Below are 15,529 nucleotides of genomic sequence, written 5' to 3'. Positions count from 1 at the left end.
TTTAAATACTATTCTAAAAAGAAGGGAGATATCAGAAGTTCATCTTTCGATATATCCGCATATCGAAAGATGAATTGACTAAGAAGATGAATGAGTAGTTTTTAATACTCAGGCAGCTCAAACTGTTCGGAAATTTTGAGAATCTCATTATCCGAGCAGTGGGCAATATCTTCCATTACCTCCCGGGTAAGGTGAGGACAGAACAGCTCGATGAAATCCAACATGTACTTTTGTAAGAACAGGTTGCGGCTATAGCATAGCCAGGCGTCACAGGCCGGGATGATGTCATTGAGCGGAATGCTGACCAGATTCTCGTCCACCACATCTTGAGCGGCTACTTGGGCAATAATGCCGATCCCGTAACCGAGGTTGACGTACTTCTTGATAACTTCGACATCCATTACCGTCATGAAGTAATACGGCGAGATCCCTTTTTCCTTGAACGCTTTGTCTTGAGCTGATCGTCCGGTTGAGCCCGGCTCGTAACTGATCAGCGGGTAGGCACCGATTTTTTCGATGGAGATATCACGGTCATTGGCCAGCGGGTGGTCTTTGGGCACGATCAGGCTCAGGTTCCATTTATAGGCTGGTAGTACAATGATGTCTTTTTCTCGCTCGACATTCTGTGCCAGTATCGAGAAGTCAGACTGGCCACGCTTTAGGATATGGCCGTATTTATCGAGCTGTGAAGTACCGATGTGGAATTTGATTTTTGGGTAGCGTTTAACGAACCGTTCTACTGCTTCCGGAATAAGATAGCGGGCAATGGTATTGGTGGTGTAGATGTTCAAAAAGCCTTCTTCGGGCTTGATATGATCACGAACTATCGTCTTGATGCGGCTTTCTTTTTCCAGCATCTCGATAGCTTCATCGATGATCTGTTTACCAATAGGGGTCACCGTACTGATGGATTTACCCTTACGCTCGAAAATTTTGACGCCCAGTTCTGACTCCAGCAGCCTGATTTGCTTGCTGACACCAGGTTGGGTTGTGAACAGGGAGTTGGCAGCAACCGAGATATTCAGGTTGTTGTCTATCACCGCCTTGAGGTAACGCAGTTGCTGTAATTTCATTGCTTTCTCATTATTTCCGCAATAGTTTCATACCTTTGATTGTGCCTTAAGTAACAAAATTTTCATATAACAAGTGGTAATAATATATTATCTTTCCTTTTGGTGATGATTATTGGTGCTCAGGAATACCAGTTGGAATCACCTATGCTTTTGGGGTTTAATTTTCCAACGCGCGGATCATTTCGAATCGCCGTAGTCCTTGCATAACCCTGTCTTCTGCCAGCACAGTAAGGTTTCGGACAATCGCATTGGTAATGACCAGTGGCGGGCTGACTGACTTTGTTCCTTTGGTTTCACCACGATAGATACGCAACAGCAATACATCTGGTGGCACGCTCAGTGTGCTGAGATCACTGATCCCTATGACCTGAAGCTGCAAGTTTCGGGCGATTTTGATCAGCTTTTCTGTCATCTCGTTCATAGTGTTGTTGAAGATTAAAATCAGCACGTCTTCTGGCTGGGAGGCGGTTAGGCATTCTGCCAGTTTGGAGCGACCCAGCGAAACGGTCTCAGCATCAATACCCGAGCGGTTCAGGCGGCGGGAAAAATGCTCGGCAAACCCTTCAGTATTGTCTTGACCGTTGATGAAGACTTTGTTCGCAGCAAGGATAAGCCGACAGGATTCATCGAGTAAGGGCTGTGAAACCGCACTGCTGATTAATCTGAGGTGCTCGATTTCCTGATTGATGGTTGATTGCAGTACCGAGCCTTCCATTTGGGACAGTGTGTGCTGGTGACGTTCACTGGCATCCGCCGATTGGCTGGCAAATTTAATCAAATATTGCTTGAGCTCGGGATGACCGCGAAAGCCCAGTTTTTGTGCCAATCTGACCAATGTTGAAGGGTGTACCTGAATCGCGTTGGCAATTTCTTTGCCGCTGTGACCTGCGTGGTCGGCGTTGGCGAGGTAGTAGTCGACCACTTTGACCTCAGATTTTGTCAGCTTGCTTTCAACTCCGGTGATTAATTGTTGGATAGCGCCGCGAAATTTTACTTGGTAACTGATCTGCCTATCGTTCATTGTCTTATCGTAAGTAGCTAATTTGCTTTGAATATAGCCATAGAAAATGACTGTTAAATGTCAAAATTGCAGAGTTCATGCAATTGCAATTTTGATTGCAAAGTATGAAAACCGCAGATAAACAAGTTATTACAGTACCTCTGCAACGATTGCAGCGCTCTCTTCAACGAATCAACGAATTACTGAAACGGTATTGTCATTTTTCCTGCCTAGCATGCTCCGCAGTCCTTCAGATAAACATGGAATGAATCATGAAACTGCGTCTTTCAGCGTTGGCATTGTCGCTTGTTGCAGCGGGTGCGATGGCAAAACCGGTACAAGTAGAGCTCTGGCATAACCAGACAGGTGACGACGAAGTCGTCTTGCAAAACCTGATCACAGACTTCAATACTGCTAATGGCGATATTGAGGTAAAAGCGACATACAACGGCAGCTATGCCGATATCATTACCAAGCTGCAGGCGTCTATACCGGCGCGACGCAACCCGGAAATGGCGGTACTGGAAGTGACCCAGTATGGTGTTTTTGCCGAAGCCGGAGTCCTGAACGATCTGAATGGCTATTACGCTGAAAACAAGGCGTTTACCGAAGAGCTTCAGCCGTTTGCGCTGGAAATCGGTAACTATAAAGACGGCAACTATGTGATGCCGTTCAATTCCTCAACACCGCTGATGTATGTCAACAAAGCGCTGCTTGAGGAAGCGGGCTACGAGGACATGCCTGCGATGACATCGTTCGATGAAATTCTTGATGTGGCAAAAACTGTGCAAAACGAATTGGGGGCAGACAATGTCTACGGCATTAATACGCCGAGCCAGTTCACCCGATTTGGTCTGGTGATGCAAAATGGTGGTGATTGGGTTGATCCTGTCACCAACAAGTCAGGCCTTGCCGATGAAGCGACTATTGAGGCGTTCCAGTGGATGGGTGATCTGTACCACAAGCATGGCGTGGCATCAGCAGAAAGTGTGACAGATGAAAAGCTGGTTAAACAGCACTTCAGTTCAGGCCGTGTTGCCATCCACTTCGACAGTACGGGTAACCTAGGTGATTACAAGCGCCTGCTGGGTGATGATCTGGTCGTGCTGCCAATGCCATGTACCGCTGAGTGTCGTGTACCAATCGGTGGCGCGGGCGTGGGCATGATGGCCAACGTTAGCGATGAGAAGAAAGCAGCCTCATGGCAGTTCATGCAGTACCTAGCATCAGCCAACCAGAGTGCAACTTGGTTCCAGCATACCGGTTACATGCCGGTGAATAAGAACGCGCTGGACGTTGAATCATCGAAACAACTACTCGCCGAAAATCCAGATTTCGGTGCGGCAATGGATCAATTGCCGGTTGCCCAAGGCCGTGCCCGTCCACCGGCAATGGCTTGGATCCGTGCCCAGGAGCAAGGTATCTGGGAGTCCATTGCCCTTGGCCAGCAAGATGCAGACAAGGCTCTGAAAGCTTTTAACCGCCGTGTTGAATCCCGCCTTTAATTTTTCTGTAGGCGGGAGCAATCCCGCCTAATAAGCATGACCATGAAAAGATTTGCGCCGTATTTATTTGTTTTACCTTGCCTGTTGCTAATAGGCATTTTTACTTATTGGCCGATAGTTTCGTCTTTTATCTACAGCTTCCATAGCTGGAATTTTCTGAGTAGCGACATGCCTTTCGTCGGGCTGGAAAATTACCGCTACTTGCTCGAAGGCGAAGAGTTTCGGAACTCGCTTTATATTACTTTGGTATTTGTGGTGATCTCGGTGCCGGTTCGCCTGGCCCTTGCTTTGTTGCTGGCTAACTTTCTGGTTAATGAGACCAAGCTGGTACGCTTCCTGCGCGGAGCTTACTTCTTGCCATCTGTTACCTCAACGGTCGCTATCTCGGTGATCTGGAGTTGGATTTTTGCCACTGATTTCGGTTTGGTGAACAGCATCCTCAGCACGTTCGGGTTGGAGAAAGTGACTTGGTTGCAATCACCGATGCTCGCGCTGTGGGTGGTGATCATCGTCAATACCTGGAAACAGCTGGGCTACGACATGGTGATTTATGTTGCTGGTCTACAAGCTATTCCCAATGAGCTTTACGAAGCGTCACAGGTTGATGGGGGCAAGAAATGGCATGTATTCCGCCGTGTGACCTTCCCATTAGTGATGCCGACCACCTATTTCCTATTGATCATCTCTGTTGTGGAGTCGTTCCAGATTTTCACCATAGTTAATGTGATGACCAATGGCGGGCCGGCATTTGCCACCGATATGTTGGTGAACCTGCTTTATCGTACCGGTTTTGTTTTGTTTGATATCGGTCAGGGCTCGGCGCTGGCGGTGATTTTGTTTGTGATTTTGCTGGTATTGGCCGTAGTGAAATCGAAGTTGATTGGAAAGAAGGTGCACTATGAAGGCAGCTAAAGTGATTCTGTTAGCGCCGAAGAAAACCCGGTGGTCGTTGTCGATGGTGATGTTGACAGCTTTGGCGCTGATGTTTTTGTTCCCAATTGGGTACGGTGTATTTCTCTCGTTTATACCGTTTGATACTTATGCCTCTGGGCAAATTGGTTTCTCGTTGGAGAACTATGCCTACGCCTTTACCCAGATGAATTTCCCGCTGTACCTATTGAATACGGCCATTGTGTCGGTGGCTGTGACGGTGCTGAGTTTGACGGTTTCTATTTGTGCAGCCTATGCCTTCAGTCGGATTGAATTCAAGGGGCGTGAGCTGTTGTTTTGGCTGGTGGTCGCAACTTTGATGGTCCCGGGGCATATCAGTTTGATCCCCAACTACCTCAATATGGCAAAAGTCGGTTTGCTTGATAGTTACTGGACATTGATTTTGCCCTCGATTGCCAGTGGTTTTGTCACCTTTTTCCTACGCCAGTACTTCAAAGGGATCCCAAAGGCGATGGACGAAGCTGCCTGGATTGACGGTGCTAACCACCTTCAGGTGCTTTGGAAAGTGATTGTCCCGATGGCACGTCCAGCGATTGCCGCGATGGCATTGTTTACTTTCCTTGGCGAATGGAATTCCTATATCTGGCCATTAATCGCTACCGACAGTGAGGAAGTGCGCACCCTTCAGATCGCGCTGTCCCGGCTTTACGCCAGTGCTGCAGATGACGGCATGGTCAACTGGCCGTTGGTGATGGCGGGGGCGACGCTGACTATGTTGCCGACATTGCTGTGCTTTAAGTTGGTAGAAAAACACTTGGTCCGTGGTATAGCCATGGGAGCGTTAAAGTAAGAGATAACATGATGAAATCACAAATTGCTTCACACCGTGGCGGGACGCTTGTCTGGGGTGAGAACAGCCGCCGTGCATTCGAAAATACTTTGAACCTCCCGGTAGAGCTGGTTGAATTTGATGTCCACCCTTCCAAAGACGGTATTCTGGTTGTCCATCATGATGCGACACTGGATCGCACGACTGATATGACCGGTCCGGTCAATGCCAAAACTTGGCAAGAGCTCGCGCAGGGGAGCGTGAATTACTCTGGTGGTCAGCGCATGATGACGCTGGAAGAGCTTTGCGAGATGTATCAGGGCAGTGACATTGTGCTGCGCTTGGAAATCAAGGCAGATGTTAACAAGGAGCCCTATCCAGGCGTGGTGGACAAGGTGCTGGATATACTTCAGCAAACGGGCATGTTTAGCCAAACAATTATTTCTTCATTCAACTGCGAAGTGTTGGCGGAGCTAGCTGAAAAAGCTCCGGAGCTCTTTACTATCTGGTTGATGCAAAGAAATATGCCACGCTTACTTGGTACTGATTTAGCGATAAGCCTTGCCCAATCCATGAAGGTGAATGAAATCTCAGTCCATGTTACCCAGCTTGATACAGGGGCTAAAGACAAAGTATTGGCAAGTGGCTTGAAATACGGGTGTTACGGCGCTCATAGCGCTGAATTGATCCAAACCGCCCTCGAGCATGAGGTACATGCTTTTACCACCGACCGTCCAGACTTGGCTATCACACTGCGCAACGCATTTATGTTGGAGAAAGCATCATGACCGCTATTGCCCTGCAGCACATAGATAAAACTTATCAGGAAGGCAATCAGGTTGTCTTCGATGTCAACATGAATATCGAAAGCGGTGAATTTATCGTGATTGTCGGTCCGTCAGGCTGTGGCAAGTCGACGTTGCTACGGATGATCGCAGGTCTTGAGGAGATCACCGGTGGCGATCTGATCATCAACGATCAGCGGATGAATGATGTGTTGCCACAAGATCGTGATCTGGCGTTTGTGTTCCAGAACTATGCCCTTTACCCGCACTTGAGCGTGCGCGATAACATTGCGTTTAGCTTGGAGCTTCGCGGCGTGGATAAGAAAACTCGTCATAAGCGAGCAGAAGAAGTGGCGAAAACACTCCGCCTGGAAGAGTACTTGGATAAAAAGCCGGGGCAGCTTTCCGGTGGCCAGCGCCAGCGTGTTGCTATGGGCCGTGCAATTGCCCGTGATGCGGGTATCTATCTGATGGACGAGCCGCTGTCGAACTTGGATGCCGAGCTGCGTAACTCGATGCGCGCGCAGATCAAACAGCTCCATCGAAACCTGGGCAATACCACCATATACGTGACTCACGATCAGATAGAGGCGCTGACCTTAGCCGATAAGATCGCGGTGATGAAAGGCGGTGTGTTACAGCAATTCGCCAGCCCAGAAGAGATCTATGATAACCCGGCCAATGTTTTCGTAGCTTCGTTTATTGGTGCGCCGCCAACCAATATCTTGCCGCTGGAAGTTAACACTGGCCGTGCACAGCTTATGGGTGATATTGCCAGCTGGCTGGTGCCTGATAGCTGTTTTACATCAGGAAATTACCTGCTGGGTATTCGACCGGATAAAATGGCAATCATGGATGCGAGCTTTGCCAAGGATATTCGTTGGCAGGCGGATGTTGAATTGGTAGAGACAACAGGAAGTGATCGTATTATTCATTGCCGCTGTGACGGCCACAAGTTCCTTCTTTGTGTGGATCGCCGGTACCGGATCCAAGAAGGCGAAACCATTGATGTTGGTTTCAATATTGGTGATGCCTTACTATTTGATGGCGAGACAGAAGAACGGATTTATATTCAGTTGAGCCAGGCAGAACAGGCGGCATAGAAGGAGTTCGTTGCCGCCCTCATCTTGAGCTCATCTTATGTGAGCAATGAAATGGCTGCCTTGTGCAGCCATTTCTATTTCAATAGTGACTAACTGCGCGAGATAACCCAAGTTGATTGGCAGTCATTACAACAGATTTCGGCATCGCTGATGCTTTTGTTGATGATCTGGGTGTTTTCAGAATCGCATTTCGGGCAGTGGGTCCGCGTCGGTGGGCAGTTAAGCTCAACACAGTGGTTATGGTTGTCCTTTGCTTTGACCATAGGTTGTTTGCAATCTGGGCACAACATGATTTAACACTCCTTATAATTTCTACTGACTTCATGTCAGCTTTGCTGTTATGCCTTTTATGACTCTAAAGTATGTGGCACAAAAATTGTGCCAAAACGGCAGAAATAAAAGGCATGCAATGTAATATCACCGTTGTTGTGGTGTGACCAGCATATGGGCTGAATTGTTGGCAGTTTGTTGATCGCAATCATGAATAGGCAAAAACAGTGAATAATTTTGCGAACTATTGTTCGAGTTTGTAATAGAGCTGAATTTGACCTGTCATTATACTTTCTTATCTTTGTCACCTTAGCGTCAAATAACTGAATTATTTTGCCTTTTTCTGAAATAAAGGTGAAATATGTTGCCTCCATTACGTGCCCTAGTGGCTTTCGAAGCGGTTGCCCGGCTAGGTTCTATCGGGGCAGCAGCCAGAGAACTTCATGTTACACAGGCGGCTGTTAGCCAGCAGCTCAAAAGCCTGGAGCAGTTCCTTGATTGCGCCCTTTTCGAGCGGAGCCAGCGTGGTGTCATGCTGACATCCACTGCGCAGCAATATTTGCCTGCGGTCACTGGTTCTCTTCACCACCTCAAGCTGCAAACGGAGTTGTTGTTCGGTAAGCAGCAGCCCGATGTGTTGCGGGTGAAAGTCAACCATTCTATTGGCCATAACTGGCTGATCCCAAAACTCAAAGACTTCACCGAGAAGTTTCCTTTCATTCGGCTTGATCTGTCCTTGGTCGATTGGCCGTCAAGGGAGCCATGTATTGATGCCGATGTTGAAATTACCAATGGTTATCTGGAGACGGAGACAACCCGGGCCGAGCGGCTGTTCGAGGAGCAATGGTTAATGGTGTGCTCTCCGGCATTCAAGCAATCCCATGCCGAACAACTTGCTTGCGGTGATATTGCCTCTTTACCTGCGATACAAGTCAAAGGCTATGAAGAAAGCTGGATGCAGTGGCTGGCCCATAACCAGCGCTTGCCAGAGTTGCCGAATATCCAGTTGGAGCTGAGTAACTCTCTGCATGGCCTTGAAGCCGTCAAGCAGGGGATCGGCATGATGCTGGTTCGCTCACTAGTTGCCGAGCGGGATTTGTTGTCCGGCGAGGTAGTAACCGCCATTGATGGCTGCATGCCCTCGGAATCTGGCCACTATCTGATCACTGCCAATAAGCGTGATGCCAAAGTGAATTTCTTCTGTGACTGGCTCCACAAGCAGACGCAGGGCAGTCAGCCACCACAGGGGGCTGGGGAGCAAAATAGCGCTGAGCCCCATACCATTTCTAAACCCAAACAGAGCAACCCCTAAGTTTTTCTTATGGCGAACATCGGAAAATATGACGTTGAGCCAAACAAGCTTGTCATACACGGCAACTAGGATAGCGGGCATAGAGTAAAGGAAGTGCTAATTCCATGAAAATTACATCTCAAATACTAACGGACAAAGCCAGGGTCTTGCTGTTCATCGCACCCTTGATGGCGCCACTGATGGCATTCTGGCTGATCCCATTTGGCTGGAGCGTCTATATCAGCTTTACCGACTGGGACTATATCTCACCTGACTACTATTATGTCGGTTTTGAAAACTACCAGTATCTGCTGGAAGACCGCGATTTCCACCAAGCGATGCTCAATACCTTTTGGTTTGCATTGGGTGTGGTGGTACCGACTGTTGGCCTTGGCTTGATATTCGCCTTGATGCTGCACAAGAACTTTGCCGGTAGCCAGTTCTACCGGGCAGTGATTTTCTCACCATGGATCACCCCGACCGTAGCGGTATCGATCGTGTGGTCTTGGGTGTTCGAAACCAAGGCAGGGCTTGCCAACCTGTTGCTGGATAAAGTGGGCTTTGCCCCGATCCCTTGGCTGGAAAGCGGCGATACCGCTATGGTGGCTGTTATTATTGTCACCGTGTGGCAGGCGATTGGCTGGACCATGCTGTTCTATATCAGTGCCTTGAACAAGATCCCAACCTCCTTGTATGAAGCAACACTGATCGATGGCTGCAGTCCGCTGACGCGATTTTTCAAAATCACTCTGCCATTGATATCACCGACCACCTTCTTCTTGGTGATTGTCAATGTCATCAATGCGATTCAGGCATTCGACCAGTTCCAGATCCTCACCCAAGGCGGCCCGAGTGGCAGTACCCGCACCCTGCTGTACTTGTTCTACCAAACGGCATTCGAACAATACGACATGGGGCCTGCAGCTGCGACCTCTATGATCATCCTGCTTATTACCGGGGTGCTCACCATTATCAATACCGTTATGGGTAAACGTTGGGTGTATTACTAAGGACAGTGTTATGACAATGCAATCTGTAGATTTTCCAACCGGCAACCAGCCTGCGGCAAAGGCGCTCAAATTGGCCAAGTCGGCGCAGGGCGGTATGGCTGAAACGACCATAACGGCAGGTGATAAGTCTCCATCTTTGGGCAAGCTTTCTGTCACGGCCAGTCTTGCCAAGGCGAATGTAGCGAAACATGTCTTCCTGGCTTTTTCCGGCCTGATCATGGTGTTCCCGTTCATCTGGATGCTATCGGGGTCGATGAAGTCGAATGATGAGATTTTCAGTAACCCGCTCAACATCATTCCTGAGCAGTTCCGCTGGGAGACCTTTGTCGATACGTTCCAGTTGGCTCCGTTCGGCCAATACATATTCAACAGCTTTTCGGTGGCATTTTTCACCACGCTGTTTGTGATTGTGAACTCGGCCATGTTTGCCTATGCCATCACCCAGCTCAAGTTCCGCTCACGTACCTTGCTGTATTTCGTGGTGATGGGCAGTTACATGCTGCCGGGGGCGGTGACTTACATTCCGTCGTATATCACCTTGGCAAATATGGGGCTGCTTGATAGCCATGCAGGTCTTATCTTGTCCAGTGCCGCTAGTGTATTCGGGGTGTTCTACCTGCGCCAGGTGTTCCTGAAGATCCACCCGTCTTTGATTGAGGCGGCGCGTATCGACGGTGCTGGGGAACTGAAAATTCTGTGGGCCATCGTGCTGCCTCAATGCAAGGCAGCATTGGCCACCCTGTTCCTGATTACATTTATCACCAACTACAACAGCTACATGTGGCCGAGCTTGGTGATCACAACCCAAGAGTTGCACCTGATTGCAACCGGGATCCGCCAGTTCTTTATTGCAGAGGGTAACTACGGTCTTAACTGGTCGCAGATCATGGCTGCCAGCACTATTGCTGTTGTGCCTCTGCTTGTTCTATTCATGATTTGTCAAAAAACGATTTTGTCCGGCATTGCCGATAACGGTGTTAAAGAGTAAATGGATATGAAACTGAAAACACTCGCAATTGTATGTGCATCTATTGCAAAAGGTTCTGTTGTAATAGGCTCAATGGCTATCTCAGGAACGGCAATGGCCCAGACTGAGGTTAACTTCTGGTACTCAGGCGGTACCCAGCCCCAGCAGATGATGACCAAGCTTATTGAAGAATTTAACGCGAGCCAGGACGAATACGTTATTCGCGGCGCATTGCAGGGCAACTACCAAGAAACTTTCCAGAAGCTGCAGGCTGGCATGGCATCACGTACTGCGCCAGAGTTTGTTTTGGTGGGTGCCTCTGAAGCTAGCTCGATGGAAAACCGCGGCCTGACCCGTGACCTGCGAGATTTCATCACGGATGATTTCAACTACGACGACTTTATCCCAGCTTTCCGTGCTCAGGGCACAGCCGAAGATGGTGAGGTGTTCGGCCTGCCGGCATACGGTACAACGCAGGTGCTTTACTACAACAAAGCCAAACTGGCTGAGCACGGCTTTACCGAAGCGGATCTAGCCACTTGGCAGGGCCTTGCCAAAGTGGCTGAAAAAGTAGCGGTTAAAGATGCCCGCGGCAATACCGAGTACTACGGTTGGGAGCCAATGTGGGGTAAGGACAACCTGATTGACGCGGCATTCTCCAACGGTGCCAAGGTGATCAGTGATGACGGCAAAACCGTGATGATTGACTCGCCAGAGTGGGTTGAAGTGTGGGAAAGTTTCCGTAAGTGGATCCACGATGACAATGTGATGCGTATCCACCACGGTGGCCAAGGCTGGGAATACTGGTACAAGACCATTGATGATGTGATGAAGGACAATGCACTGGGCTACACCGGTTCATCAGGTGACCAAGGTGATTTGGACTTCACCAAGTTGGCTGCAACGACCCAGCCGGGTTGGGGCGATCACCCTGCGGCTCCTCAGGCAGGCTCGTTGATGTTTGTCATGCCTAAGGGTACTGACGACAAAGCCGCACAGGGCGCGTTTGAATTTATGGAGTTCTACACCAGTGCGGCAAACACCGCGCGCTGGTCAATGTTCACTGGTTATATCCCAGTCCGCCAGAGCGTGAATGAGGTACCTGAGTATCAAGCATTCACCAAAGAAAACCCACAGGCGCTGATCCCGCTCAAGCAGGCGACAACGGCATCGGTTGATTTCATGGATCCAACCAATGGCCGAATCCAAGATGCCCTGTCTATCGCCGCTGATCAGGTGCAGATTGAGAATATTCCGGCTGAAAAAGCCCTGAAGGATGCCGCCAAGCGTGCGCAACGTGCCTTGGATAGAGCGAACCGCTCTTAATTACCAAGTTGCTTTAAGGGTGAACAGGCTTCAAGTCAATCGAGCTTGGTGCCTGTTCACTATCGAAAAACATATCTAAGAGAATTTTTCATGCTGACGTTTTCGGGTGAGTTGGCTTTCGGCCATCAAGTCGAACGCTTTGTGGTGCCTGTCGGTACCCAAAACATATCGTTGACAGGTACTACGGTAAAACAGGGTTTTCTTTACACTTACCTCTATGATGCCAAACAGCAACTGCGCGCGGCGATCTTATGGGTAAAGCCTGAGAAGCAGGTAGTGATAAGCCAAGATATGGCTTCACTTGGCGGCATAGCTGGTGAGCTTCCTGCCGGTGAGTGGGAGCTTCATATCTATAACCTGGAAGGCGAGGGCCGTAACCATAAACCGATGCAGTATCAGGCTGATATTGAGCTTGACGCTGCTACCGATGAGCCTAGTGAACAAGCATTAGCTTCTGCCATTGCCGTGCCGACCATAGCCAGCTTGAACGCAGCGAATCAAATAGAGTTTGATTACGCCAAAATCAAGTCGCCAGAGTCCCGTTGGTACCGGGGCGACTTGCATGCGCATACCGTGTTGTCTGATGGCCATAACACATTGGAAGCGGCGACAGAGATCATCGAGCGCCAGCAATTGGACTTTATGTTTCTGACCGAGCACAACATTTGCCATCCGGCTTTGCCTGACAGTCAGCGAACCCTGATCCTGCCGGGTGTTGAGGTCACGACCGACAAAGGCCATTTCAATGTCCACGGGCCAGTGGCTGGTCTTGCGATGCGCAATGCCGACTACCGCAGCGAGGCATTGATCCATCAGGGTTTGGCGATTGCTGGCAATATCAGTATTAACCACCCGATGATGAAGCCTTGGCACTGGCACTACGCTGATATGCCCTTGGCCAGTGTCGACACTATGGAGTTGTGTTGCGATCCGACTTGGTCGACGTCACCAGCATCGACGGAATCGGCGCTGGACGTGCTCAGCGCGATGTGGAACTGCGGCCACCGTATCTATGCCGTGGGCGGCAGCGACTCGCATCTCGAACCCCACGAGCGCAACCCCAAAGCGACCGAACCTTCCATCTATGGCGATCCGTCAACCTTTGTGTTCTCACATGGCTTGAGTGGTGAAGGTATTTTGGCTGGGCTTAGACAGGGTCATGTATACCTGGAGCGACGGTGTGGGTTAGCGGTTTCTATCAATAACGGCAGTGTATTGCCGGGCCAGGATGTCGGTGAGAGCGAGTTGAATTACCAGCTTGCGGTTGCGGATAAATCATCACCTTATTTTGCCGAACTTGTGGCAGACGGCGAGGTCATTGCGCGCTGCCAAATCAGCCCTGAAGGCGTTGAATTTGGTATTGAGATGAAACACCACAACTGGGTGCGTATCGATATTCGCCGCGGTGATCTGTCTATCATGGCAGCGGATGAAAAAGGCGAGTTTGAAGGGGTGATCAACCCAGTATTTAACGGTCTACAAGCAGTATTCGCTCAACCTTCGGTAGCGACCTGGGGTGAGTTGATGGAGACGATGGAAAAAAATGGAAATTAAAGGCGTATTGTTCGACAAAGACGGGACTTTGCTCGAATTTCACCAGATGTGGCTCAAGGTATCACAAGGGGTTGTCGCGGCATTGTTGACCCGTTACCCGACGCAAGTTGAAGTAACGGCAACGGCGTTGCTTGAAGCGATTGGCGTATATGGTGAGCGGGTTGATAACTACGGCTTGTTGGCCTCGAATCCGGTCGAAGATACCTCCAAAAAGTGGTTTGACATGCTGGCCCCACAGTGCGATTTCGTGGCTTTTAATCATGAAGTGAAAGGCTTGTTCAACCAGCAAGTAGAGCAGATGCCGGAGCTGATCCAAACCCTGCCAGGGATTAAAAGCACACTCATAAATCTGAAACAAAAGGGATTTAAGCTTGGCATTGCCACCGCTGATACCAAGGATGCCACTCTCTACTCCCTTGAGCAGGCAGGGATCATTGAGCTATTCGACTTCATCGGTTACTCCGATGGCGACATTGAGCCAAAGCCAGCTCCGGCATTGATGGAAGCTTTCTGCCAGCACTGTGATTTGCATGCTGCCGAGGTAGTGATGCTGGGGGATACGGTGTCGGATATGAAGTTTGGCATTAACAGCGGGGCGCGAAGCGTGGGTGTTTTGACCGGTACAGCGTCTCAAGAAGAGCTGGCCTCACATGCTGAGTTGGTGCTTGATTCTGTGGCCGAGTTTACTCCTTGCCTACTCAAGTCCGCGTAAGTGATTTATTAGAACAAAAGACATAACGGAAATTATTATGGCTGAAGTCGTACTTCGTGAGGTAGAGAAGGTCTACCCAAATGGATTTAAAGCTGTGAAAGGGGTCGACCTTACGATCAAAGAAGGCGAATTTATGGTGTTTGTCGGCCCGTCTGGCTGCGCAAAGTCCACGACGCTACGCATGATTGCTGGTCTGGAAGAGATCACCGACGGTGACATCATGATCGGTGACAAGCGGGTCAATGATCTGCCGCCAAAAGATCGCGGGATCGCAATGGTGTTCCAAAACTATGCGCTGTATCCCCATATGTCGGTTTACGACAATATGGCGTTTGGCCTCAAGCAGCAGAAACTAGACCGCCATGAGATTGACCGCCGTATTCGCGAAGCGGCAGAGACGCTGGAGATCACCCACCTGTTGAACAACAAACCGGGAGAGATGTCTGGCGGCCAGCGCCAGCGAGTGGCACTGGGGCGCGCCATGGTAAGGAAGCCGGATGTCTTTTTGTTCGATGAGCCGCTGTCCAACCTTGATGCCAAGCTACGCGTATCGACCCGAGTGAGCATTGCCCAGCTGCACAATGATCTGAAAAATGAAGGCCAAACAGCCACTATGATCTATGTGACACACGATCAGGTCGAAGCGATGACGCTGGGCGACCGGATCTGTGTCCTCAACCAAGGCCAGGTGATGCAGGTCGATACGCCGATGAACCTGTACCAGTACCCAGCCAACAAGTTTGTGGCAGGGTTTATTGGCTCGCCGGCGATGAATATGATCAAGGCTGCGGTATCGCTCGAAGAGGGCAATGTTTACCTACAGCCGGAAAACGGCCCTAAGCTTTTATTACCAGCAGACAAGGCCGGTAAAGTGATGGACAAGGTCGGCCAGCAGGTTTGGTTAGGCCTTCGTCCCGAGCACATCAGTGTGGTGGACGAGCAGGACATGGCGAACTCAACCCAGGACATTGAGCTGAAAACAATCAATGTGGTGGAGTCGATGGGTAACGAGCTTTACCTTTATTTCAATATTGGTGATGTGAAGCTGGTGGCGCGGGTAGCGTTTAATCCTCAGCAGTCAATCAGCCATGGCGAACTAAAGCCGCTGCACTTCGATATGTCACATTGCCATCTCTTTGATATCGAGACTGAAGCTGCTTTGCTTTAATGGTTGAAATAGAGTGTTATATGGAAAAAGAGCGCCTGTCATTCA

The 15,529-nt window shown here is 49.6% G+C and carries 15 protein-coding genes; 12 read left to right on the top strand and 3 right to left on the bottom strand.

Annotation, left to right across the window (positions count from 1 at the left end; translation table 11 throughout):
- Positions 1–101: 101 nt before the first annotated feature.
- Both R2X38_RS04200 and R2X38_RS04195 read right to left on the bottom strand, forming a co-directional pair.
- Entirely contained in the window at positions 102–1,073 is a 972-nt protein-coding gene (locus R2X38_RS04200) for a LysR substrate-binding domain-containing protein (protein WP_317520856.1), read from the bottom strand.
- 157 nt (positions 1,074–1,230) lie between these two features.
- Positions 1,231–2,094: a MurR/RpiR family transcriptional regulator gene (locus R2X38_RS04195; protein WP_317520855.1), complete on the bottom strand. Its 864-nt coding sequence runs from the start codon at positions 2,092–2,094 to the stop codon at positions 1,231–1,233.
- A gap of 251 nt (positions 2,095–2,345) precedes the next feature.
- Here R2X38_RS04195 and R2X38_RS04190 point away from each other — a divergent pair, with 251 nt between their 5' ends.
- From R2X38_RS04190 to R2X38_RS04170, 5 genes are all read left to right on the top strand, one after another.
- Entirely contained in the window at positions 2,346–3,578 is a 1,233-nt protein-coding gene (locus R2X38_RS04190) for an ABC transporter substrate-binding protein (protein ID WP_317520854.1), read from the top strand.
- A 168-nt stretch (positions 3,579–3,746) separates the two neighbouring features.
- Positions 3,747–4,490, top strand: a complete 744-nt coding sequence (locus R2X38_RS04185; RefSeq protein ID WP_222549441.1) for a carbohydrate ABC transporter permease — start codon at positions 3,747–3,749, stop codon at positions 4,488–4,490.
- Positions 4,477–5,319, top strand: a complete 843-nt coding sequence (locus R2X38_RS04180) for a carbohydrate ABC transporter permease (protein WP_317520851.1) — start codon at positions 4,477–4,479, stop codon at positions 5,317–5,319. Before R2X38_RS04185 ends, R2X38_RS04180 begins: the two co-directional genes overlap by 14 nt.
- A gap of 8 nt (positions 5,320–5,327) precedes the next feature.
- Positions 5,328–6,086, top strand: a complete 759-nt coding sequence (locus R2X38_RS04175) for a glycerophosphodiester phosphodiesterase (RefSeq protein ID WP_317520850.1) — start codon at positions 5,328–5,330, stop codon at positions 6,084–6,086.
- Positions 6,083–7,186 carry a sn-glycerol-3-phosphate ABC transporter ATP-binding protein UgpC gene (locus R2X38_RS04170; RefSeq protein ID WP_317520849.1) on the top strand — a complete coding sequence of 368 codons (1,104 nt, stop codon included), beginning with the start codon at positions 6,083–6,085 and terminating at the stop codon, positions 7,184–7,186. Before R2X38_RS04175 ends, R2X38_RS04170 begins: the two co-directional genes overlap by 4 nt.
- An 89-nt stretch (positions 7,187–7,275) precedes the next feature.
- Here R2X38_RS04170 and R2X38_RS04165 read toward each other — a convergent pair whose 3' ends face one another.
- The gene (locus tag R2X38_RS04165) at positions 7,276–7,476 is read right to left on the bottom strand and encodes a hypothetical protein (RefSeq protein WP_107297314.1); all 201 of its coding nucleotides are present in this window, start codon (positions 7,474–7,476) and stop codon (positions 7,276–7,278) included.
- A gap of 341 nt (positions 7,477–7,817) precedes the next feature.
- On the opposite strand from R2X38_RS04165, the gene R2X38_RS04160 reads away from it, so the two are divergent.
- The 7 genes from R2X38_RS04160 to R2X38_RS04130 all read left to right on the top strand — a co-directional run bounded on the left by R2X38_RS04160 (position 7,818) and on the right by R2X38_RS04130 (position 15,484).
- A complete protein-coding gene (locus R2X38_RS04160) occupies positions 7,818–8,768 on the top strand; it encodes a LysR substrate-binding domain-containing protein (protein ID WP_317520847.1) in 951 nt (316 codons plus the stop codon).
- 104 nt (positions 8,769–8,872) lie between these two features.
- Positions 8,873–9,757, top strand: a complete 885-nt coding sequence (locus tag R2X38_RS04155) for a sugar ABC transporter permease (RefSeq protein WP_317520845.1) — start codon at positions 8,873–8,875, stop codon at positions 9,755–9,757.
- Positions 9,758–9,851: 94 nt separating this feature from the next.
- Positions 9,852–10,745: a carbohydrate ABC transporter permease gene (locus R2X38_RS04150; protein WP_411184604.1), complete on the top strand. Its 894-nt coding sequence runs from the start codon at positions 9,852–9,854 to the stop codon at positions 10,743–10,745.
- A 6-nt stretch (positions 10,746–10,751) separates the two neighbouring features.
- Positions 10,752–12,050, top strand: coding sequence for an extracellular solute-binding protein (locus R2X38_RS04145; RefSeq protein WP_317520841.1), 1,299 nt, complete (start codon positions 10,752–10,754; stop codon positions 12,048–12,050).
- Between the two features lie 90 nt (positions 12,051–12,140).
- Positions 12,141–13,604, top strand: coding sequence for a CehA/McbA family metallohydrolase (locus R2X38_RS04140; protein WP_317520840.1), 1,464 nt, complete (start codon positions 12,141–12,143; stop codon positions 13,602–13,604).
- Positions 13,594–14,316 (top strand): HAD family hydrolase, encoded by a 723-nt coding sequence (locus R2X38_RS04135; RefSeq protein ID WP_317520839.1) that lies wholly within the window; start codon positions 13,594–13,596, stop codon positions 14,314–14,316. Before R2X38_RS04140 ends, R2X38_RS04135 begins: the two co-directional genes overlap by 11 nt.
- 37 nt (positions 14,317–14,353) lie before the next feature.
- Complete coding sequence (locus tag R2X38_RS04130; RefSeq protein ID WP_317520838.1) at positions 14,354–15,484, top strand: sn-glycerol-3-phosphate ABC transporter ATP-binding protein UgpC; 1,131 nt, start codon at positions 14,354–14,356, stop codon at positions 15,482–15,484.
- The last annotated feature ends 45 nt before the right edge of the window (positions 15,485–15,529 follow it).

This window comes from Photobacterium rosenbergii (genome assembly GCF_033022775.1).
GTDB lineage: Bacteria > Pseudomonadota > Gammaproteobacteria > Enterobacterales > Vibrionaceae > Photobacterium > Photobacterium rosenbergii_A.
This window is presented reverse-complemented; position numbering and strand designations above follow the sequence as displayed.

Coding starts and splice junctions, on each gene's coding strand:
- R2X38_RS04175 (WP_317520850.1), top strand. CDS start 5,328: ATGATGAAATCACAAATTGCTTCACACCGTGGCGGGACGCTTGTCTGG.
- R2X38_RS04145 (WP_317520841.1), top strand. CDS start 10,752: ATGAAACTGAAAACACTCGCAATTGTATGTGCATCTATTGCAAAAGGT.
- R2X38_RS04170 (WP_317520849.1), top strand. CDS start 6,083: ATGACCGCTATTGCCCTGCAGCACATAGATAAAACTTATCAGGAAGGC.
- R2X38_RS04150 (WP_411184604.1), top strand. CDS start 9,852: ATGGCTGAAACGACCATAACGGCAGGTGATAAGTCTCCATCTTTGGGC.
- R2X38_RS04195 (WP_317520855.1), bottom strand. CDS start 2,094: ATGAACGATAGGCAGATCAGTTACCAAGTAAAATTTCGCGGCGCTATC.
- R2X38_RS04155 (WP_317520845.1), top strand. CDS start 8,873: ATGAAAATTACATCTCAAATACTAACGGACAAAGCCAGGGTCTTGCTG.
- R2X38_RS04185 (WP_222549441.1), top strand. CDS start 3,747: ATGCCTTTCGTCGGGCTGGAAAATTACCGCTACTTGCTCGAAGGCGAA.
- R2X38_RS04200 (WP_317520856.1), bottom strand. CDS start 1,073: ATGAAATTACAGCAACTGCGTTACCTCAAGGCGGTGATAGACAACAAC.
- R2X38_RS04140 (WP_317520840.1), top strand. CDS start 12,141: ATGCTGACGTTTTCGGGTGAGTTGGCTTTCGGCCATCAAGTCGAACGC.
- R2X38_RS04135 (WP_317520839.1), top strand. CDS start 13,594: ATGGAAATTAAAGGCGTATTGTTCGACAAAGACGGGACTTTGCTCGAA.
- R2X38_RS04130 (WP_317520838.1), top strand. CDS start 14,354: ATGGCTGAAGTCGTACTTCGTGAGGTAGAGAAGGTCTACCCAAATGGA.
- R2X38_RS04165 (WP_107297314.1), bottom strand. CDS start 7,476: ATGTTGTGCCCAGATTGCAAACAACCTATGGTCAAAGCAAAGGACAAC.
- R2X38_RS04160 (WP_317520847.1), top strand. CDS start 7,818: ATGTTGCCTCCATTACGTGCCCTAGTGGCTTTCGAAGCGGTTGCCCGG.
- R2X38_RS04190 (WP_317520854.1), top strand. CDS start 2,346: ATGAAACTGCGTCTTTCAGCGTTGGCATTGTCGCTTGTTGCAGCGGGT.
- R2X38_RS04180 (WP_317520851.1), top strand. CDS start 4,477: ATGAAGGCAGCTAAAGTGATTCTGTTAGCGCCGAAGAAAACCCGGTGG.